The organism is Microbacterium sp. NPDC008134 (genome assembly GCF_042957055.1).
Taxonomy (GTDB): domain Bacteria; phylum Actinomycetota; class Actinomycetes; order Actinomycetales; family Microbacteriaceae; genus Microbacterium.
The window spans coordinates 966,183-988,058 of the sequence record NZ_JBIBHO010000001.1 but is presented as its reverse complement, the minus strand read 5'-3'; the positions used below and the strand labels follow the sequence as shown (position 1 = coordinate 988,058).

Sequence of the window (21,876 nt, the reverse complement as noted above, 5' to 3'; positions counted from 1 at the left end):
TAGACCTTACGAACATAATTTACGCAACCCCGCTCGCCGAGCGAGTCTCCGAGGTTACCGAAACGTTACTTCTGTGTTACGACCTCGTCGGGGGCCGTTTCCGACCGCTCCACGAGGCGTGCGACGAGCCCCTCGACGATGTGTTCCCGGGCCTCGATCGTCATCGGCTTGCCCGGGACGCCGGGTCGCCGCTGCGCAGGCGAGGGACCGTCAGGGGAACGGTACCGCACCCCGGCCGCCGCAAGGCGTCGGAGGTGCGTGGGGAGCCGGCGGTCGAAGTCGTCGAACGGAGCCGGGTCCCCGCCTTCCCACAGGCGTTCGGCGATCGCCGCGAGACGCGGGAACATCGCGAAGTCGACACGGTCGCGCGTGGGCAGGTGCTCGGTCCAGACGTTCGCCTGCCCGCCGACCGCACCGTCCTCGATCCGCAGCGTATAGCTGCGTTCGATGGTCAGCGGCGGCCCGACGCGGATCGGCTCCTCGGTCGAATCCGCCTGCGCGTAGTCGAGGTACACCTCCAGGTCCGGGCAGGCGATGACCGGGATGCCACGGCGCACCGCTTCGCGCATCGCCACGGGGCCGCGCCAGGCCAGGATGCGCACGCCGTCGGGCACGTCGCCCTCGAGCACCTCGTCCCAGGCGAGCGCGGAGCGACCACGGCTGCGCACGTGCGCAGCGAAGTGCGCGGTGAACCAGGGCTGCACGTCGTGCGGATCGTCGATCCCGAGCTCGGCCATCCGCTCGCGCGCCGCCGGACTCTCCGCCCACTCGGTGACCGGCACCTCGTCGCCCCCGATGCCGATCCACTCGGAGTCGAAGACGTCGCACAGCGCGTCGATGGCGGCCCGTCCGAAGGCGAGCGAGGCCTCCGTAGGCGCGAGTGTGCGCGGGTTCACGCCGAAGCGCTCCCATGGACCGGTGATCAGCTCCCCGACGTCGGTGTTCCCGAGGTCGGGGTACGCCGCGAGCGCCGCCTGGATATGACCGGGCAGTTCGACCTCCGGCACCAGCGTGACGAAGCGCTCCCCCGCGTACGCGACGAGATCGCGCAGCTCCTCACGGGTGTAGTGGCCCTCGTGCACGCCCGGCTCCAAAGTCGAGAGTGGGCCGTGACCGCGCTGCGTGACCTCCCGACGCGCTCCGACCTCGGTGAGGCGGGGATGGTCGGGGACCTCGAAGCGCCAGCCCTGGTCGTCGGTGAGGTGCAGGTGGAGCACGTTCAGGTGATGATCGGCGAGGAGATCGATCAGGCGGCGGATGTCGTCAGCGGGCCGGAAGTGCCGCGCGACGTCGAGCATCGCGCCGCGCCAGCCGTACGCCGGAGCACCCTCCCAGACCCCCGCCGGGATCACGGCATCCGCACCGCGCGTCGCATCTCCCGCCGCATCGGGGTCGCGCAGCTGACGGAGGGCGGTCGCGCCGCGGAAGACTCCGGCCGGCGTGGCCCCCGCGAGGTCGATGCCACCGGCGTCGACCGTGAGACGGAAGGCCTCCGCACCGATGCGCCCCTCCGCGTCGGCAGCCTCGGCGAGGTCCGCGTCGACGCGGAGCCGGATGGCAGGGGCTGAACCGTCGGCGGCTTCTCCGGCGCCCTCTCGACCGAGCCGACGGATCGCGGCGTCCACAGCATCCGTTCCGATGACCGGCGTGCGCGGGGACCAGCGGAAGCCCGGCGCCTGCTCGTCGATGTGCGAGGCGATCCGGGGCACCGTCGCGCGGTGCGCCGGCGGAGCCATGCGCAGCGCCCGTCCGGGCGTCGCCCCGGTGACCGTGCCGTCCGCCACGACCGGCACTCCCCCGACGAGCACCTCGACGATCCCCGTGGGCGGCTCGAGCGGCGACTCGAATGTGGCACCCGCCGCGATCGTGCGGGCGTCGAAGAGCACGAGGTCGGCGGTCGCCCGCTCGCGGATCACACCCCGTGGCGCATCGCCGCGATGGAGGCCGAGACGCCGCGCGGGCGTGCCGGCGAGATGCTGAACCGCTTCTTCGAGCGTGAGGATGCCGAGCTCGCGCACGTAGTGCCCCAGATAGCGGGCGAACGTCCCCCGTCCGCGCGGGTGCGGGCGGGCGCCGATCAGGATGCCGTCGCTCCCCGCCGTGTGCCGCGGGTGCCGCATGATCGCCCGGACGTTCGCCTCGTCGCCGATGTGCATGAGGATGCCCGTGGCCCCGGCATCCGCGATGATCGTGTCGAGCACCACGTCGACCGCGCGCCGACCGTCGGCCGTGGCGATCTCGGCGATCGTGCGCCCCACGAGATCGGCGAGCTCGGGGTTCGCGGTGCCGGAGATCTGGATCTGCGTCCAGTCCGCGCGCTCCCCGTGGAACCCGTCGCAGCCGATCTCCTCGAGCTCCACGCGCACGCGCTCGCGTCCGGCGTCGTCGAGAGCGGCGAGCGTCTGCAGGAGCGATCCGGTCTCGGAGAGGCGGCTGGGCAGGAGGGCTGCGAGCGTCGTGGCCCCCGGCAGGTAGGGATAGGTGTCGAGCGTCGCATCGACACCGTCGGCGATGGCCCGATCGATGAGGTCGAGGAGTTCATCGGCGCGCCCACGGTTCGGCGCGAAGTTCATGGTCGCGTGCGTGAGGTGGATCGGACACCCGGTGCGACGGCCGATGTCGAGCGCCTCGCGGTACGCATCCAGCGCGGATCCACCGTAACTGCGCGTGTGCGGGGCCCAGTAACCGCCGCGCTCCGCCACGACCCGGCACAGCGCCTCGAGTTCATCGGTGTCGGCGTACATCCCCGGCGTGTAGGTGAGCCCGCTCGACATTCCGAACGCACCCGCGTCGAGGCACTCGGCGAGCAGCGCGCACATCCGCGCGATCTCCTCGCTCGTCGCCGGGCGGTTCTCGTGGCCGACCACGATCATCCGCAGGTTGCCCTGCGGCACCAGCATCGCGGCGTTGGCGACGGATGCCGCATCGATCGCGGCGAGCAGATCGGAGACGGTGCGCCACGGTGCGGTGCTCGGCCCGTTCCAGCCGGCGATCTGCGCGGCGATCACGGGAGCCGTCGCGTCGTCGAGCGGGGCGTAGCCGAGACCGTCCTGGCCGATCACCTCGGTCGTGACGCCCTGCAGGATCTTCGCGTCGTGCGCGGCGCCCGCGAGCACGGCGAGGTCGCTGTGCGCATGCATGTCGATGAAGCCGGGCGCGAGCACGAGCCCGCGCGCGTCGACCTCGATCGTCCCGTCGGGGAGGACGAGGGCCGGGGATTCCGTGCCTTCCCGCACGACCGCGACCACACGGGCGGCTTCGACGGCCACGTCCGCCACGAAGCGCTCGGAGCCGGTGCCGTCGACCACGGTCGCGCCGCGGTACACGCGCACGCGCCCCTCCGCGGCCTTCTCGGCGCTGAGAACCAGGGCCTCTCGGGAGGTTCCGCCCACGGCATCCGCAATTTGTTGAGGCATCTAACAAGGCTACTAGGCTGGCCTCATGACTGCGAAGACCCGTATCTCCACCGACGCCGCCCCCGCTCCCGCCCACACCTTCTCGCAGGGAGTGCGCAAGGGCCCCTTCGTGCAGGTCTCCGGACAGGGTCCGGTCGACGCCGCGACCAACGAGTACCTCTACCCCGGTGACGTGGCCGCGCAGACGACCCGCACGCTCGAGAACGTCAAGGCGATCGTCGAGGCCTCCGGCGCGACGTTCGACGACGTCGTCATGCTGCGCGTGTACCTCACCAAGCGCGAGGACTTCCCGATCATGAACGACGCCTACGGCGCGTTCGTCGAAGCCCACACCACCAGTGGCGTGCTGCCCTCGCGCACGACGGTCTTCACGGGTCTGCCCCGCGAGGAGATGCTGGTCGAGATCGACGGCATCGCCATCGTCGAGTGATTCTCCCGGGGAGGCGGCGGGCGACCGTTGCCTCCCCGTTACATGCTCTCCGGTACTCTTGTCAAAGACCGCACGTTGGATAACCGGGGGGTGAAGTTCGTGACGGATGTGATCTCGACTCACGAGGCTGAGACGGAAGCGCTCGACGGAGCGCCGACCGCGGCGGAGTCGGAGCCGCCCACGGGCGAACAGCCCCTCGCGTGGGCACCCAACGAGCCGGCCCCCAAGAAGCGCCGCCTGGGCCTCTGGATCGGCCTCGGCCTCGGTGTCGTCGCCCTCGGTGCTGGAGCGGCTTCGATGATCCTCATCGCCCCCGGCACCACGGTCGCGGGTATCAACGTCGGCTGGATGACTCCCGGCGCGGCGAACGACGCGATCGAGTCGCACCTCGCCGAGACGCAGATCACGCTCACCGGTGCCGGCGACGGCACGGTGATCAGCGGCTCCGACCTGGGCATCGCCCTCGACGGCGAAGCCCTCAGCGAGCAGGCCTTCGCCGAGCGCCCGATGTGGAACCTCGGCGCGTGGATGGGCGAGCCGATCGCCGGTGACATCACCCTCGACACCGCAACGGCGACGAGCGCCCTGCGCGCCGCCGTCCCCTCCAGCTTCGTCGACCCCACCGACGCAGGCGTCACCTTCGACGCCACGAGTGGAACGTACGTGACGACGCCCGCCGAGGCGGGCACCGCGATCGACGTCGACGCGCTCACCGCAGCGATCGTCGAGACCGTTGCCACCGGAGGGTCGAGCGTCGAGTTCTCCGGGGACCCGACCGAGGCCGCAGCCGCCGTCTCCGATGAGGATGCCGCGACCACCGCCGCGTCGCTGAACACGCTGCTCGGCACCGCGGGGTTCTACGTGGGCGAGGAGCGCACGGTTCCCCTCACCGCCGACGTCGTCGCCTCCTGGCTCACGGTCACCGACGAGGGCGGCCAGCTCTCCGTCTCGGCCGACGCCGCCGAGATCCAGAAGACCGTCGACCTGCTGCCCGGGATCGTCGATCGTGCGCCCGTGAACGCGACCAACATCGTCGACTCGGCCGGCAACGTGCTGCGCTCCGAGACCGAAGGCGTCACCGGACGCACCATCGGCGAGACGACGGGCATCGCCGATGACGTCGCCGCCCGGCTCGAGGCCGGCGAGGGCGTCTTCCCGCTCGCCGTCTCCGAGGTGCCGTTCGAATCGGTGAACCTCTACCGCCACATCGACATCAACCTCAGCACGCAGCGCGCCACGCTCTACGAGAACGACCAGGTCGTCAACAGCTGGCTGGTGTCGACGGGCCTCCCAGGCACCCCCACCCCGACCGGCGAGTTCAAGGTCTTCGCGCACACGCGCATGCAGGACATGGGCTGCTACGAGGGTGCTCCGTACTGCACCGAGGACGTTCCGTGGATCACCTGGTTCACCACGAACATCGGATTCCACGGCACCTACTGGCACAGCAACTACGGCAACCGGATGAGCCACGGCTGCGTCAACCTGCCGATCGACCTCGCGAAGTACGTCTACGACTGGTCGCCGGTCGGCCTCGAGGTCTCGGTCCACAACTGATCGGGTGACATGCGAAAGGGGCGGATGCCGCAGCATCCGCCCCTTCGTCGTCTCCGCGATCAGTTCAGCGCGTCGATGATCCCGTTGAGGGTGGCCGACGGACGCATGACCGCTGCGACGAGCGCGTCGTCCGGGCGGTAGTAGCCGGCGATCTCGACGGGCGAGCCCTGCACCGCGTTGAGCTCGGCGACGATGGTCTGCTCGTTCTCGGTCAGCGCCGCGGCGACGGGCGCGAAGGCCGCCGCGAGGTCGGCATCCTTCGTCTGCTTCGCCAGCTCCTGCGCCCAGTACAGGCCCAGGTAGAAGTGGCTGCCGCGGTTGTCGATCGTGCCGAGCGCGCGACCGGGCGAGCGGTCCTCCTCGAGGAAGGTGCCGGTCGCGGCGTCGAGCGTCTCGGCGAGCACGCGGGCCTTCTCGTTGCCCGTGCGGTCGGCGAAGTGCTCGAGCGAGGCCGCCAGCGCGAAGAACTCGCCGAGCGAGTCCCAGCGCAGGTAGTTCTGCTCGACGAGCTGCTGCACGTGCTTCGGCGCGGAGCCACCGGCACCGGTCTCGAACAGTCCACCGCCCGCGAGCAGCGGAACGATCGAGAGCATCTTGGCACTCGTGCCGACCTCGAGGATCGGGAAGAGGTCGGTGAGGTAGTCGCGCAGCACGTTACCGGTGACCGAGATCGTGTCGAGGCCATGGCGCATCCGCGCGAGCGTGTAGCGCGTGGCCTCCTCGGGCGCGAGGATCGTCAGCGTCAGACCGTGCGTGTCGAGCAGCGCGAGGCCCTGGTGCACCTTGGCAATGATCTGGGCGTCGTGCGAGCGGTTCGCGTCGAGCCAGAAGACCGCGGGGTCGCCGGTCGCGCGGGCGCGGGTGACCGCGAGCTTGACCCAGTCCATGACCGCGATGTGCTTGGTCTGCGTCGCGCGCCAGATGTCGCCGGCCTCGACCTCGTGCTCGATGAGGGCGTTGCCCTCGCCGTCGAGGATCTGCACGACACCGGCCGCGGCGATCTCGAAGGTCTTGTCGTGGCTACCGTACTCCTCGGCCGCCTGGGCCATCAGTCCGACGTTCGGGACGGTGCCGATCGTGGCGGGGTCGAGCGGGCCGTTCGCGATCACGTCGTCGATGACGGCCTGGTAGACACCGGCGTACGACGAGTCCGGGATGACCGCGATCGTGTCGTCCTCGCCGCCGTCCTGGCCCCACAGCTTGCCGCCGTTGCGCACGAGCGCGGGCATCGAGGCGTCGACGATCACGTCGCTCGGAACGTGCAGGTTCGTGATCCCCTTGTCGGAGTTCACGTACGACAGGCGCGGGCCCTCGGCGATGGCCTTCTCGAACGCCGCGGCGATCGCGGCGCCGCCCTCGAGGTCGGCGAGACCGGCGAGGATCGAGCCGAGGCCGTCGTTCGGACGCAGGCCCGCCTCGGCGAGCTGCGTGCCGTAGGTCGCGAACACGTCGGCGAAGAACGCCTTCACGACGTGGCCGAAGATGATCGGGTCGCTGACCTTCATCATCGTGGCCTTGAGGTGCACCGAGTAGAGCACGTCGTCGGCCTTCGCCTGCTCGAGCGTCTCGGCGAGGAACGCGTCGAGTGCCGCGCCCGAGAGGAAGGTGGCGTCGATGATCTCGCGCGGCAGGACCTTCAGTCCCTCCTTGAGAACGGTCACCGTGCCGTCAGCGGCGGTGTGGCGGATGCTGAGCACGTCGTCGGATGCCGCGACCCACGACTTCTCGTTGGACTTGAAGTCGTCGTGACCCATGGTCGCGACGCGGGTCTTCGAGCCCTCCGCGAACGCCTTGTTGCGGTGCGGGTGCTTCTTCGCGTAGTTCTTCACGGCGAGCGGGGCACGGCGGTCGCTGTTACCCTCGCGCAGCACCGGGTTCACGGCGGAGCCCTTGATGCGGTCGTAGCGCGCGCGCACGTCCTTCTCGTCGAGCGAGGACGGGTCGTCGGGGAAGTCCGGGATGTCGTAGCCGGCCTTCTGCAGCTCGGCGATCGCGGCCTTGAGCTGCGGGATGGATGCCGAGATGTTCGGCAGCTTGATGATGTTCGCCTCGGGAAGCGTCGCGAGGCCGCCGAGCTCGGCGAGGGCGTCGCCCACCTGCTGCTCCGGCGTGAGCTTCTGCGGGAAGGCCGCGAGAATGCGGCCCGCGAGCGAGATGTCACGCGTCTCGACGTCGATGCCCGCCTGACCGGTGTAGGCCGAGATGATCGGCAGGAGCGAGGCTGTGGCGAGCGCCGGAGCCTCGTCGGTGTAGGTGTAGATGATGGCGTCGTCAGTCACCGGATGTTCTCCGTTCACAAGGGCGATTTGTCTCGATACCAAGATACCTGAGAGCATCCGAGCGCCCACCCCGCACGCTGTGGGAGAAATCTCGGAGCATTCGCGTGTGCGGGTGCGCGCGAGGGGTTAGCCTGGGGTCATGTCCGAACTGCGCATGGTCGAACTCTCCGCTGCGACGATCGTTGCCGTGAACAACATGTCGCTCAAGCCCGGGCAGGAGCAGTTCCTCGCTCCGGTCTCGTACGGGATCGCAGCGACCGTCATCAACCCGGCCACGTCGTGGCAGCGGGTCGTCCTCGACGGCGACGCTGTGGTGGGCTTCGTGAGCGCCAACTTCGATCCCGAGGCTCCGGAGGAGCACTTCCGCTCGGTGCTGTGGCGCATCAACGTCGACGCCGACGACCAGGGCCGCGGCGTCGGCCGGTTCGCCGTCGAGAAGCTGATCGACGAGGCCCGTTCGCGCGGCCTCGACCACGTCGACGTGATCTACGAGGCCGGCGACGACGGCCCCGAGGCGTTCTTCCTGCGCGTGGGCTTCACGCCCGTCGGCGAGACGGAGTACGCCGAGGTCATCGCCTCGATCCGCATCGCTTCCTGAAGCCGGCGGCGGGGTCCCGAATCCCCTCCCCCATCGAGACCCCGTCGCCTTCGGCTGATTTCGTCACGTCTCGGAACAAAATAAGCCCAGAGAGCACTAAGCTCGCACCATGTCCCTCTCGTCGACCTGGTCGTGGCCGGCTCTCCACGACGCGCAGCGCAGCGTGCTGCTCGAGGTGCTCGTGCACGGCTCTCGCTCACGGGCCGAACTCACCCAGCGCACGGGAATGTCCCGCGCATCGTTGTCGCGCCTCTCGCGCGATCTCGTCGATCTCGGATTCGTCGTCGAGGGCGAGGCACAGGCGCGTCCCGGACGCGGACGCCCGTCGGAAACCCTGCACGTGCGCGCGGATGCCGCGCAGTTCGCCGGCATCAAGCTCACCGGCGATGCACTCTACGCCGCGGTCGTCGACCTGTCGGCGTCCGTGATCGACACGGTCGAGCATCCGCTCCCCTCCCGCGAGGTCGACGACGTCGTCGACCTGATCGGCACGGTCGTCGCCGATCTTCTCACTGCTCATCCACGGATCTCCGCGGTCGGCGTCTGCCTCGCGGGTGACGTGGTGGGCGATCAGGGCCACCGGCGCATCGTCGGCTCGCACTTCCTCGGCTGGGAGAACGTGCCGCTGGCCGATCTCGTGAGCGACCGCTGCGGCCTGCCGACCGAGATCGGCAACGACGTGCAGTCGCTCACCGCCGCCCACCACTGGTTCGGCGCGGGTCGTGGTGCCCGCTCGTTGGCACTCATCGGCCTCGGCGCGGGGATCGGCGCCGGTCTCGTGATCGGCGGCGAACCGCTGCGCGGAGCTCACGGGCACCCCGGGAAAGTCGGGCACCTGCGCGTCTCCGATACCGGTCCCACCTGCGACCGCGGCCACGTGGGGTGCGCCTCGGCATTCGTGACCATCCCCGCGATCGAACGTCACGCCGGCGGTCGCCCGTTCGACGAGGTCATCGCGCGCGCCGCTCAGGGGGTGCCCGCGGACGTCGAGGTCGTCGAGAGCGCTGTACGAGCCCTCGGGATCGTGATCTCGAACCTGGTCTGCATCGTCGACGTCGAGAAGGTGATCCTCACGGGTGAGGGCCTCCCCCTCGCCGAGTCGTTCCCCGATCTTCTCTCCTCGGCCATCGCCGAAGCGCTCGATCCGGCCGCCGAGACGCCGTCCGTCCTGCTGCACCCCTTCCAGTTCGCCGACTACGCCTGGGCGGCGGCCGTGAGCGCCATCCGCCTGGTCCTCTGAATCGCGAGGTCCCGTGCCCTCCCCCGCTTCGCTCCCCTTCCGCCCCACGTCGCTCCTGTTCGGCGGCGACTACAGCCCCGAGCAGTGGCCCGAGTCGACCTGGGTCGACGACATCCGACTGATGCGCGAGGCGGGCGTCAACACCGTCACCCTCGGCGTGTTCTCCTGGGGCCTGCTCGAAGTCGACGACGACCAGTGGGACTGGGGCTGGTTCGACCGCATCACCGATCTGCTCGCCGACGCCGAGATCGACATCGACCTGGCGACACCGACCGCCTCCCCACCGATCTGGCTGCACCGCGCGCACCCCGAGATCCTTCCCGTGGACCGACGCGGTATCCGCTATCACCAGGGCGGCCGTCTGCAATGGTGCCCCAGTCATCCCGTGTGGCAGCATCACGCGACGCGCATCGTCGAGCGCCTCGGTGATCGCTACGGTTCGCACCCCGCGGTGACCCTGTGGCATGTGAGCAACGAGCTCGGCGGCGGCAATCGGCGATGCTACTGCGACGCCTCGACCGCGGCGTTCCGCACGTGGCTCGAGCACCGCTACGAACGGGTCGACGCCCTCAACGCGGCATGGGGAACCGCCTTCTGGGGGCATCGCTACCGCACCTTCGACGACGTGATCGCGCCGCTCGACAGCGAGTCCGCGCAGAACCCCTCGCTGCTGCTGGACTTCGATCGGTTCAGCTCCGACGCCCTGCGAGATCACTATCGACTCGAACGCGACACGTTGCGCGCGACCGGCGTGCGCGCCCCGATCACGACGAACCTGATGGTCTCGCCGCACGGCAGCGTCGCGGACTATGCGGGCTGGATCGACGACCTCGATGTGACCGCGATCGACCACTACACGATCGCCGACGATCCGCATCGCGAGCGGGAACTCTCGTTCGTCGCCACCCGCACGCGGGGCCTCGATGCGTCTCGCCCGTGGCTGGTGATGGAGCACTCCACGTCGGCCGTCAACTGGCAACCCCGCAATCCCCCCAAAGCACCGGGCGAGATGACGCGCAACAGTCTGCAGCACATCGCGCACGGCGCGGACGGCGCACTCTTCTTCCAGTGGCGCGCCTCGGCATCCGGTGCAGAGCAGTTCCACTCGGCGATGGTCCCGCACGCCGGAGCCGACACCCGGCAGTGGCGCGAGGTCGTCGCACTCGGCGCCGCTCTCGGCCGTATCGGAGAGGTCGCCGGCAGTCTCGTGCAGCGCTCGGAGGTCGCGATCGTCACCGACGACGTGTCGCTGTGGGCGTGGCAGGCCGGCCAGAAGCCCCTGCACGACCACCCTCTGCACCTCGACGCGCGGCGCTGGTTCGAGGCGCTGGCGGCGCGCGGGCTGGGTCCCGACATCGTGCCTCCCCGGTCCGATCTCACGGGCCGCGCATTGATCGTCGTCCCCTCGCTCTACCTCGTCGATGACGCGACGGCCGCGAGCATCCGCGACGCCGCCCACGCCGGTGCGACCGTCGTGGTCGGACCGCTCTCGGGGATCGTGGATGGCGACAGCCGCGTGCGCCTCGGAGGATACCCCGGCGCATTCCGCGACCTGCTCGGTATCGTGGGCGAAGAACTCGTGCCGCTGCTGCGGGATCAGCGACTGCTTCTCTCCTCCGGCGCCGAGATCGTCGACATCTCCACCCGCGTGCGCACGACCGGAGCCGAGGTGATCGACGTGCATCGTGGGGGCGATCTCGACGGATCGCCCGCTGTCACGCGGCACCCGACCGGGAGCGGCAGCGCCTGGCATCTCACCGGCCTGATCGACGCCGGATTCGCGGAGGTCGTGGATCGGGTCGTCGACGACGCCGGCGTGCGCCGCCGGCTGCCGTCATCCGACCAGATCGAAGCCGTGCGCCGTGTCGCCGACGACGCGTCCTGGCTGTTCCTGCTCAACCATGGATCGACAGACGCCGTCGTACCGGCACGCGGGCACGATCTGCTCTCGGGCGCGACGGCCGAGGGCCGATTCGCCCTCGCCGCCGGCGCGGTCGCCGTGATCAGGGAGTGATCAGGGCGTCGACCGCGCGCTGAGCCATTCGGCCTGGCGCACCCATTGATGCGTCTGCCCGCCCTCATGGCCGTTGAACGGGTACACGGCGATCTCACGATCGTCGACAGCGAGGTGATTGTACGCGGCGAAGACGCTCGACGGCAGCACGATGCCGTCCATGAGGGCGACCGAGAAAAGTGCGGGCGCCGCGACGCGACGCGCGAAGTTCACGCCGTCGAAGTACGACAGCGTGCGGAACACACGCTCGTCCTGGTCGCGGTGCACGGCCAGGTACCGAGCGATCTCCATGAACGGCTGGTCGGGGGTGAGCTGGACGGAGCGCCCGAAATGGCAGAGGAACGGCACGTCCGGGAGCACGCCGACGAGGCCATGGACGAGACCGCCGACGGCGAGAGCGATCCCCCCACCCTGACTCGAGCCCGTGACGGCGATGCGCCCCGCGTCGACGAACGGCAGCTCGCGGACGGCATCGATGAGCCGCACCCCGTCGGTGAAGACCCTGCGGTAGTAGTACGTGGCGGGGTCACTGATCCCGCGCGTCATGAAGCCCGGAACGGACGCCTCTGAGCCGTGCGGGTCGGGCGTATCCCCGCCGGTCCCCCAGCCGCTCCCCTGCCCGCGCGTGTCCATGAGGACGTGCACGTATCCCGCCGCGGCCCACTGCAGCTTCTCCCCGGCGACGCCGCGCCCACCGTTGTACCCGATGTACTCGACGACCACGGGCAGGCGCCCCTCGCGCTGCGGCCGGGTGATCCAGGCGCGGATCGCCTCACCGCCGAATCCCGGGAAGGTGAGATCCTCCACGATGAGCTCGCGGATGGGCGTTAGTGCGGCCCGGCGCTCGATCGCACCTCCGCTCGCGCGAGACTCGGCGAGCGTGTCCTCCCAGAAACGATCGAAGTCAGCGGGTTCGGCGACCTCCGGTCGGAAATCGCGCAGCTGCTCGAGGGGCAGGTCGGTCAGGGGCATCGAAGTTCCTCCGCATACATCCGATCAATTTCGGATTCTCACTTGACTTTATGTTTCAGCACAACACAAAATAGCACCAGCATCCTCCGACTGGGCTTCGCCCGGCAATGAAGCCTCCTCCTGGTCACCGACATCGCCGTCTGAAAGGAACTCTCCCATGACATCGATCCGCCACAGCAAGCGGACCGCCGCACGCTGGGCCGCCGCGCTCCTCGCGCCGGCCCTCGCCGTCACCGCTCTCGCCTCCTGCTCGGGCGGCTCCGAGCCCAGCGCCGACGAGCCCGTCACCATCGACTTCTGGGGCTGGGTCCCCGGCCTCGAAGACCTCGTCGCCCAGTGGAACGACGAGAACGACGACATCCAGGTCTCGTTCCACCGCATGACCGGCGACGACGGGCAGAAGGTCGAAGCCGCCGTCGATGCGGGTCAGGGACCCGACCTCGTGCAGCTGTCGACGCACGGTCTTCCCGAGTACGTGATCACCGAGCGCGTCGTCGACATCACCGATTACGTGTCGGAGTACGCCGACGACTACACCCCCGCCTCGTGGGCGGCGGTCTCGTTCGACGGCCGCGTCTTCGGCGTTCCGCAGGGTATCGGCCCGGCGGGCACGATGTACCGCACCGACATCTTCGCCGAATACGGCATCGAGTTCCCCGAGACCTGGGACGACTACCTCGATGCGGCGCGGACCCTCAAGGCGGCGAACCCCGACCTCTACATCGCCAACCTCTCCCCCGGTGAGATCGGCCAGTGGTCGCAGGAGATCCAGCAGGCCGAGAGCAGCTGGTACGGCATCGACGGAGACTCCTGGACCGTCGGCGTCAACGATGAGGGCAGCCAGCTCGTCGCCGAACGTTGGCAGACACTGCTCGACGAGGGACTCGTCACGACCGAGCTGATGTGGACGCCCGAGTACTGGGCGCTCGTGAACAGCGGCAAGATCGCGACCATCACCTACGCGGCATGGTTCCCCAGCATCCTCGCCGAGAACGCGGCCGACCTCGCGGGCAAGTGGAGCGTCGCGCCGATGCCCACGAACGCCGGTTCCGAGAACTCGGGCGATTCCGGCGGTGCGGCGGTCGTCGTGCTCAAGAACACGAAGAACGCCGAAGCGGCCGCGAAGTTCGCGGCCTGGCTGAACGGATCGGATGACACGCAGGAGGCGCTGATCACCGTCGGTGGGCTCTTCCCGTCGACGGAGAACGGCCTCGCCTCGCCCGCGCTGCTGCAGGAGTCGGAGTTCTACGGCGGCCAGACCGTCAACGAGGTCTTCATCGACGCGGCGAAGAACACCCCCGACACCTGGGTCGAGGGCCCGAACTACGGCACGATCCAGACTGCGCTCCTCGACGAGTTCGCGAAGGTCGTCGCCGGGCAGCAGACATTCCTGGAGGCGCTCGACGTCGCGCAGGCGGCGGGCATCGCCGACCTCAAGTCGCGCGGCCTCAGCGTCGAGGAGTGACCCGGTCGTGACCACCTCTGCCGCCACGACCTCCCGGCGCCGGTTCTCCGGCGCCGGGAGGCCCTGGGTGCCGTACGCATTCGTCGCCCCGTTCGTCGTCCTCTTCCTCATCTTCCTCGTCGCGCCGATCGTGGTCGGCATCGTCAACAGCCTCTTCTCACGGAAGTCCGCGGGCCTGGGATTCGGCGGATCGAGCATCGACTTCGTCGGGTTCGACAACTTCGTCCGCGCCTTCGCCGACAGCGACTTCCTGCTCGGCTTCCCGAAGGTGCTGCTGTACGGCGCGATCCAGGTGCCGGTCATGATGGTGATCGCCGCAGGCCTCGCTCTGCTCTTCGACACGGCACTGGTCAAGGCCAAGCGCTTCTTCCAGTTCGCCGTCTTCCTCCCCTACGCCGTGCCGAGCGTGATCGCCGCGCTGCTGTGGGGCTTCCTCTACCAGCCGTCGGTCAGCCCGATCCTGCAGTTCCTGTCGTCGCTCGGCATCGACGCGAATCTGCTCGCCCCGGGCACCGTGTGGTGGTCGATCGGCAACATCAATCTCTGGTCGCTCATCGGCATCAACATGATCATCCTGTTCGCCGCGCTGCAGTCCGTCCCCCGTGAGATGTACGAGGCCGCGCGCATCGACGGCGCCGGCGAGATCCGCACCGCGCTCCAGATCAAGCTCCCGATGATCGCGCCCGCCGTGCTGCTCACCACCCTGTCGTCGGTCATCGGCACGCTCCAGCTGTTCAACGAACCGCAGGTGCTCCAGTCGATCACCTCCAACATCCCCAGCGATTTCACCCCCAACATGGCGATCTACGCCGCCTCGACCCTCGGCAAGGATCCGAACCTGTCGTCGGCGATGGCCGTGATCCTGGGACTCGCCACGCTCGTGGTCTCGCTCCTCCTCCTCGCAGCCAACCGGCGCACGACCAAGGCGGCATCCGATGGCATCTGACACCCTGCTCACCGAGCCCGTCGGGGCGACCCGCGCCCTCGTCACGGCCGGAACTCCCGATCGCCGCCGCCGCACGACGTTCGTCAACGGCGACCGCGTGCACCGCGGGTGGATGGTCCTGGTCACCGCCGTCATGATCGTGGTCGCGGCGTACTTCCTCATTCCCGTGCTGTGGCTGGTCATCGCGTCGACGAAGTCCACGGGCGATCTCTTCTCGACACCGGGATTCGCGTTCGCGGACTGGCACCTCTGGGACAACCTGGCCGCCCTCAGCTCCTACGACAACGGCATCTTCTGGCGATGGAGCCTCAACTCGATCATCTACTCCGTGATCGGATCCGCGTTCACGACGCTCGTCTGCGCGATCACCGGGTACGCGCTGGCGGTCTACCGGTTCCGCGGGCGCAACGTGCTCGTCGCGGTCATCCTCGGCAGCCTGCTCGTGCCCGGCACGGTCATCGCGCAGCCCACGTACGTGCTGCTCGTCGGCATGGGCCTGAACAACACCTACCTCGGTCTGCTCCTCCCGGCCCTGGTGTACCCGTTCGGCGTTCTGCTGTGCTTCATCTACGCCCAGTCGTCGGTGCCGCACGAGCTGATCGAAGCAGCGCGGCTCGACGGGGCCGGGGAGTTCCGCATCTTCGGCACGATCGGCCTCCGGCTCATGTCGACGGGCATGGTGACCGTGCTGCTGTTCGCCTTCCTCGGCAGCTGGAACAGCTACATCCTCCCGCTCCTCGTCCTCACCGACTCGTCACTCATGCCGCTCACGGTCGGGCTCACGGGCTGGAGCCAGGCATCCATCACGATCCCCGGATTGCAGATCCTCACCGTCGTCGGGTCGTTGGTGTCGGTGATCCCGATCGCGATCGTCTTCCTGTCGCTGCAGCGGTTCTGGCGCGCGGGACTCACCGCGGGAAGCGTGCGCGGCTGATCCATGAGCTCGATCCGATTCACCGGCGCGGCGGGCGCCTGGCTGGAGTGCCTCCCGCTCGGCGACGGGCGCCTCGGCGCGATGACCGACGGCGGCGTCACGCGCACCGTCGTACACCTCAACGACGTCGGGGCGTGGTCGGGTTCTCCGTCGAGCGAGATGCGCGACGGAGGCCCGGATGCCGCCGAGAGCGCCCGGCTGCTGGCCCGGGCGCGCGCGGCGGTCGCCGCCGACGATCCGGTCGGCGCGGAGGCTCCGCTGCAGGCGCTGCAGACCCGGTACGCGCAGTCCTTCCTCCCGCTCGGGACGGCGACGATCGATGTCGTGGATGCCGAGGCGACGACCGCACGCGGTCCCCTCCGGCGTTCGCTCGACCTGCGCACGGGCATCCATCGTTCGACACTGGATGCGGTCGCCACATCGACGTTCGTCACCGCCGAACACAGCGTCCTGGTGCACGTGATCGATGCCCCGCTCGAGGTCGAGGTGGGCCTGGCATCCCCTCTGCACGGCGCACACGGCGACGCACCCGATCGGGTCTTCGCCGGCAGTGACACCGCGCTGCTGCTCCGGCTCCCCAGCGACGTCGCGCCCGGGCACGAACCGGATCTCCCGGCGGCGGAGTGGGCCGAGGGGACGGTGCAGGCCGCGATCGTCGCCCGGGTGCGACGCGAGTCCGAACGGACGGTGGTGCTGATCGCCACCGCGACCACCTTCCGGGGTGCCGGCCGCGCACCCGCGGGGACGGCCAAGGACGCCCTCGCCGACGCCGTCGCGCGTCTGGACCTCGTGTCCGCGATCGATGCGGGCAGCCTGCGCGAGGACTCGGCATCGGCGTCGTCACGCCGCCTCGGCACGGTCGAGCTGCGCCTCGGACCCGAGGACGTGCACACCGAGATCGACACCGCCGAGATCGACACCGCCGAGCGGTTCGCGCGGGCTCGGCGCGACCCCCGCGGCATCCTCGCCGCCGACCCCGGGCTCGTGGCCCTGCTGTTCGACTACGGTCGCTACCTCCTCGTCTGCTCCTCCCGACCCGGCGGGTTGCCGGCGACGCTGCAGGGCATCTGGAACGCCGAGATGCGGCCGCCGTGGGGCAGCGCCTACACGCTCAACATCAACACCGAGATGAACTACTGGGGCGCCCAGGTCACCGACCTCGCCAGCCAAGCGCGGCCGCTGGAGGACTTCACGACCGCACTGGCCCGTGCCGCCGCCTCGCAGACCCGTCGCCTGTACGACGCGCCGGGCTGGACCGTTCACCACAACACCGATGCGTGGTTGTACGCGACGACTCCCGGGCGCGGCGCGGGCGATCCGCGCTGGTCGTTCTGGCCACTGGGCGGAGCATGGCTCGGCTCGCTGCTGACCGAGCCATGGGAGTTCGGCGCCGCAGGCCGAGACGACCTCGCCCGCGTGTGGCCGACGTTGCGCGCGGCCACCGAGTTCGTCCTCGTCTGGCACCGGGACGGGACGACATCGCTCGCGACCTCGCCCGAGAACGCTTTCCTCCTCGACGGAGGCGGAAGTGTATCGGCCTCCGTCGTCGCGACCACGACGATGGACACCGCACTGGTACGCGCGCTGCTGCGCCGCACCGTCGAGGCGGCGCGGGTGCTCGGGATCGATGACGATGTCGCGGCGCAGGCATCCGCTCGGCTCGCCTCGCTCCCGTCTCAGCCGGCCATCGCAGCGAACGGCACGATCCTCGAATGGGATCGCGAGCGCCCCGAAGAGGACCCGCACCACCGGCACGTCAGCGCGCTCTACGGCCTCTTCCCCGGCGACGAGCCGTGGGACGAGGCGCACCGAGCGGCCGCCGCGACGACACTCGATCGTCGCGGCGACGACTCCAGCGGCTGGTCACTCATCTGGAAGCTCGCGCTCTGGGCGAGGCTGCGCCGCCCCGACCGGGTGTCGGCGATCCTCGCCCTCGCACTCCGCGACGCTCGCCGTGCCTCGGGACCGTGGGCCGGTGGCCTCTACCCCAACCTCTTCGCCGCCCATCCGCCGTTCCAGATCGATGCGAATCTCGGCTTCGTCGGGGCGCTCGCCGAGGCGCTGCTGCAGTCGCACGACGGCATCCGCCTGCTTCCCGCCGTTCCCGAGGACCTGGCCGACGGCCGAGTCTCGGGCCTGATCGCCCGCCCCGGGCTCGTCGTCGACATCGCATGGCAGGACGGATGCCTCGTCGAGGCCTCCCTGCGCGCCCGCACCGCGCGCGCGACCGGCGAACACACCGTCCACTGGGGCGAGCACACCGTGCGCGTCGCGGTCGGCACGGATCACCCCACCGTCCTCTCCCCCCGTTCGTTCCCCACCCAGGAGGTCCACCCGTGAGATTCACCGACGGGTTCTGGCAGCTGCGCGAAGGCGTCAGCGCTCTGTACGCACGCGAAGCTCGCGACATCGCGGAGAGCGAGGGGCGCCTGATCGTCACCGCGCCCACGAAGGTCATCGAGACGCGGGGCGACACCCTCAACCGCCCGGTGCTCACCGTGACGCTGGATGCGCCTCTCGACGGGGTCATCGGCGTGACCATCGAGCACCACACGGGCGGACGCGCCCATGAAGGCTTCGATCTTCCGGGTCTCGGGAACACCGACACGACCTCCGAGATCGTGATCGACGGTGCGGGCGGCACGCTCCGCAGCGGCACGCTCGTCGCGCACGTGCGCGCGGGCGCGGGGTGGTCGCTGTCGTTCGACGACGACGGGCGCCACCTCACCAGCGCCGACGAGAAGTCGATCGCGATGATCGACGTCGACCCGTCCGTGGCGCTCGACGGCCAGCTCGAGGATCAGCTGCGTACGCACCGCGGCGGGGGCGCCCAGCGCTACCTGCACCAGCAACTCGCGCTCGGCGTGGGAGAGCTCGTCTACGGTCTCGGCGAGCGCTTCGGTCCGCTCGTCAAGAACGGGCAGTCGATCGAGACGTGGAACGCCGACGGCGGCACCTCCAGCGAGCAGGCGTACAAGAACGTGCCGTTCTACGTGACCAATCGCGGGTACGGCATCCTCGTCGACCACCCGGGCCACGTCTCGTTCGAGGTCGGGTCGGAGAATGTCGAGCGCGTCCAGTTCGCCGTCTCCGGCGAGCGCCTGCGGTACTACGTCATCGCCGGATCCGGGCCCCGCGAGATCCTCGAGCGGTACACCGCCCTCACGGGTCGCCCGGCCCTGCCCCCGGCCTGGTCGTTCGGGACGTGGCTGTCGACGAGCTTCACGACCGATTATGACGAGCAGACCGTGAACTCGTTCATCGACGGCTTCGCCGAGCGCGACCTGCCGCTCTCGGTGTTCCACTTCGACTGCTTCTGGATGCGCGAGTTCAACTGGTGCGACTTCGAATGGGATCCACGGGTCTTCCCCGACCCGGAGGGCATGCTCGCGCGTCTGCACGCACGCGGCCTCCGGGTGTCGGTCTGGGTCAACCCGTACATCGGCCAGCGGTCCCCCCTGTTCGAGGAGGCTCGGGCCGGCGGATACCTGCTGCGGCGTCCGGACGGCAGCGTGTGGCAGTGGGACATGTGGCAGGCCGGCATGGCGATCGTCGACTTCACCAACCCCGCGGCACGCACGTGGTACCAGGACAAGCTGCGCGGGCTGGTGGCGCAGGGCGTCGACACGTTCAAGACCGACTTCGGCGAGCGTGTGCCGCTCGACGTGCAGTGGTACGACGGCAGCGCGCCCGAGGGCATGCACAACCGGTTCGCGCAGCTGTACAACGAAGCCGTGTTCGAGGTTCTGCAGGAGCGCGACGGCACGGATGCCGTGGTGTTCGCCCGCTCGGCGACGGTCGGCGGCCACCGGTTCCCCGTGCACTGGGGCGGCGACAGCGCGTCGACGTTCGTCTCGATGGCCGAGACCCTACGCGGCGGCCTCTCGCTCGCGTTCGGCGGCTTCGGCTTCTGGAGCCACGACATCGGCGGTTTCGAGGGCACCCCCGATCCCGCGGTCTTCAAGCGCTGGATCGCGTTCGGATTCCTGTCCAGTCACAGCCGCTTCCACGGGTCGCGCTCGTACCGGGTGCCGTGGGCGTTCGACGAGGAGGCGGTCGAGGTCACGCGGGTGTTCTCGCAGCTGAAGATGCGACTCATGCCCTATCTCTACGCCGCCGCGCTCGAGTCGGCGACGAGCGGCGCCCCGGTCATGCGTCCGATGGCGCTGGCCTATCCCCACGACCCGGCGGTCGCGTACCTCGATCGGCAGTACATGCTGGGAGCCGACATCCTCGTCGCCCCCGTCTTCTCCGCCGACGGAGAGGTCGAGTTCTACCTGCCGGAAGGCGGGTGGACGCACCTCCTGACCGGCGAGCGCGTGTCGGGCGGTTCGTGGCGACGCGAACGGCACGGGTTCACGAGCCTGCCGATCTACGTGCGCGACGGCACCGTCCTCCCCTGGGGCGCCCGGGTCGACCGGCCCGACTACGACTACCATGACGGATTGCAGCTGCGCGTCTTCGCGGGCGGCACCGGCACCGCGGCCGTCACCGTCACGAATCCCGACGGTCGCACCGAGACCTACACGGCCGACCTCGAGGAGATCACCGCATGACCACGCTGTTCACCCCCCGCGACGACTACCGGGGCTCGGGACTCATCCTCCCGGCGGAGTTCACGTTTGGTTCGGCGACCGCGTCGTACCAGATCGAGGGTGCCGCGGCCGAGGACGGGCGCACCCCGTCGATCTGGGACACGTTCAGCAAGACCCCCGGCAAGGTGTGGAACGGCGACACGGGAGACGTGGCGTGCGACCATTACCACCGCACCGAGGAGGATCTTGATCTGATGGCCGACTTCGGCCTGCAGGCCTACCGGTTCTCCATCGCCTGGCCCCGCATCGTCCCCGCAGCGAACGGCGAGGTGAACCCGGCCGGGATCGACTTCTACTCGCGTCTCGTCGACGGGCTGCTCGCCCGCGGCATCCGTCCCGTCGCCACGCTGTACCACTGGGACCTGCCGCAGTACCTCGAGGATGCCGGAGGCTGGACCTCGCGGGCCACCACCGACGCCTTCGAGCGGTACGCCGAGATCATGGGCGCGGCCCTCGGCGATCGCGTGCACACCTGGACGACCCTCAACGAGCCGTGGTGCTCCGCCTACCTCGGCTACGGTCAGGGCGGGCACGCCCCGGGGCGGCACGAACCGGCATCCGCCCTGTCGGCCGTGCATCACCTCAACCTCGCGCACGGACGCGCGGTGCAGGCGCTGCGGGCCACGTCGACGGGCGACCCGGACTACTCGGTCACCCTCAACTTCCATGTGCTGCGCGGAGAGGGCGACGGTGCGGCCGAGGCGATGCGACGCATCGACGCGCTGGCGAACCGCGCGTTCACCGGCCCGATGCTGCGCGGCGAGTATCCCGCTGACCTGCTCGAGGACACGTCGTCGGTGACCGACTGGTCGTTCGTGCAGGACGGCGACCTCGCCGCCATCCATCAGCCGATCGATGTGCTCGGCGTCAACTATTACTCGACCGCGACCGTGCGCCTCTGGGACGGCATCTCGCCGAGGCAGCAGAACGACGGGCACAAGGGCACCGAGGGCGGAACGGCCTGGCCGGGCAGCGATCAGCTCGTGGAGTTCGTCGAGCAGCCCGGTCCGTACACGGCGATGGGCTGGAACATCGCGCCAGAGGGACTCGAGGAACTGCTCGTGTCGCTGTCGGAGCAGTTCCCCGAGCAGGCGCTCATGGTCACCGAGAACGGGGCCGCCTTCGACGACGAGGTCGCGGCCGACGGGACCGTGCCCGACCCCGAGCGCACCGACTACCTGCGCCGCCACTTCACCGCCGCGCACCGTGCCATCGAGCGCGGCGTCGACCTGCGCGGGTACTTCGTCTGGTCGCTGCTCGACAACTTCGAGTGGGGCTACGGTTACGCCAAGCGCTTCGGCATCGTGCGGGTCGACTTCGACACCCTCGAGCGCACCGTGAAGGACTCGGGGCACTGGTACCGCGAGCTGGTGCGCAGTCGCACGATCACCGCCTGATCGAGCCGCGGGGATCCCGGGGACTACCTCGGG

The 21,876-nt window shown here is 69.6% G+C and carries 14 protein-coding genes; 11 read left to right on the top strand and 3 right to left on the bottom strand.

The genetic code is table 11. The features are described 5' to 3' along the window. Positions 1-65 precede the first annotated feature (65 nt). A complete protein-coding gene (locus ACFY9N_RS04580) occupies positions 66-3,416 on the bottom strand; it encodes a family 20 glycosylhydrolase (protein WP_391477098.1) in 3,351 nt (1,116 codons plus the stop codon). A gap of 25 nt (positions 3,417-3,441) precedes the next feature. Here ACFY9N_RS04580 and ACFY9N_RS04575 point away from each other — a divergent pair, with 25 nt between their 5' ends. Beyond that, entirely contained in the window at positions 3,442-3,846 is a 405-nt protein-coding gene (locus ACFY9N_RS04575; protein ID WP_247632705.1) for a RidA family protein, read from the top strand. 99 nt (positions 3,847-3,945) lie between these two features. After that, positions 3,946-5,403, top strand: coding sequence for a L,D-transpeptidase (locus ACFY9N_RS04570; protein ID WP_391477096.1), 1,458 nt, complete (start codon positions 3,946-3,948; stop codon positions 5,401-5,403). 59 nt (positions 5,404-5,462) lie between these two features. On the opposite strand, the gene ACFY9N_RS04565 is transcribed toward ACFY9N_RS04570, so the two are convergent. Further along, a complete protein-coding gene (locus ACFY9N_RS04565) occupies positions 5,463-7,682 on the bottom strand; it encodes an NADP-dependent isocitrate dehydrogenase (RefSeq protein WP_391477095.1) in 2,220 nt (739 codons plus the stop codon). A gap of 139 nt (positions 7,683-7,821) precedes the next feature. On the opposite strand from ACFY9N_RS04565, the gene ACFY9N_RS04560 reads away from it, so the two are divergent. From ACFY9N_RS04560 to ACFY9N_RS04550, 3 genes are all read left to right on the top strand, one after another. After that, on the top strand, positions 7,822-8,280 hold the full coding sequence (locus ACFY9N_RS04560) for a GNAT family N-acetyltransferase (protein ID WP_391477094.1): 459 nt from the start codon (positions 7,822-7,824) through the stop codon (positions 8,278-8,280). A gap of 109 nt (positions 8,281-8,389) precedes the next feature. Then, positions 8,390-9,520 carry an ROK family protein gene (locus ACFY9N_RS04555; protein ID WP_391477092.1) on the top strand — a complete coding sequence of 377 codons (1,131 nt, stop codon included), beginning with the start codon at positions 8,390-8,392 and terminating at the stop codon, positions 9,518-9,520. Between the two features lie 13 nt (positions 9,521-9,533). Continuing rightward, the gene (locus ACFY9N_RS04550; protein WP_391477091.1) at positions 9,534-11,534 is read left to right on the top strand and encodes a beta-galactosidase; all 2,001 of its coding nucleotides are present in this window, start codon (positions 9,534-9,536) and stop codon (positions 11,532-11,534) included. Here ACFY9N_RS04550 and ACFY9N_RS04545 read toward each other — a convergent pair whose 3' ends face one another. Further along, on the bottom strand, positions 11,535-12,506 hold the full coding sequence (locus tag ACFY9N_RS04545; RefSeq protein WP_391477089.1) for an acetylxylan esterase: 972 nt from the start codon (positions 12,504-12,506) through the stop codon (positions 11,535-11,537). A gap of 157 nt (positions 12,507-12,663) precedes the next feature. Between ACFY9N_RS04545 and ACFY9N_RS04540 the strand changes: the two genes are divergently transcribed. From ACFY9N_RS04540 to ACFY9N_RS04515, 6 genes are read left to right on the top strand one after another with little or no spacing between them, the layout of a single operon-like run. After that, positions 12,664-13,971, top strand: a complete 1,308-nt coding sequence (locus ACFY9N_RS04540) for an ABC transporter substrate-binding protein (protein WP_391477087.1) — start codon at positions 12,664-12,666, stop codon at positions 13,969-13,971. A 7-nt stretch (positions 13,972-13,978) separates the two neighbouring features. Then, the gene (locus ACFY9N_RS04535; RefSeq protein ID WP_391477085.1) at positions 13,979-14,917 is read left to right on the top strand and encodes a carbohydrate ABC transporter permease; all 939 of its coding nucleotides are present in this window, start codon (positions 13,979-13,981) and stop codon (positions 14,915-14,917) included. Continuing rightward, positions 14,907-15,851: a carbohydrate ABC transporter permease gene (locus ACFY9N_RS04530; RefSeq protein WP_391477084.1), complete on the top strand. Its 945-nt coding sequence runs from the start codon at positions 14,907-14,909 to the stop codon at positions 15,849-15,851. Before ACFY9N_RS04535 ends, ACFY9N_RS04530 begins: the two co-directional genes overlap by 11 nt. 3 nt (positions 15,852-15,854) lie before the next feature. Next, on the top strand, positions 15,855-18,191 hold the full coding sequence (locus ACFY9N_RS04525) for a glycoside hydrolase N-terminal domain-containing protein (RefSeq protein WP_391477082.1): 2,337 nt from the start codon (positions 15,855-15,857) through the stop codon (positions 18,189-18,191). Then, the gene (gene yicI / locus ACFY9N_RS04520) at positions 18,188-20,407 is read left to right on the top strand and encodes an alpha-xylosidase (protein WP_391477081.1); all 2,220 of its coding nucleotides are present in this window, start codon (positions 18,188-18,190) and stop codon (positions 20,405-20,407) included. Before ACFY9N_RS04525 ends, yicI begins: the two co-directional genes overlap by 4 nt. Further along, the gene (locus tag ACFY9N_RS04515) at positions 20,404-21,843 is read left to right on the top strand and encodes a GH1 family beta-glucosidase (RefSeq protein WP_391477079.1); all 1,440 of its coding nucleotides are present in this window, start codon (positions 20,404-20,406) and stop codon (positions 21,841-21,843) included. Before yicI ends, ACFY9N_RS04515 begins: the two co-directional genes overlap by 4 nt. The last annotated feature ends 33 nt before the right edge of the window (positions 21,844-21,876 follow it).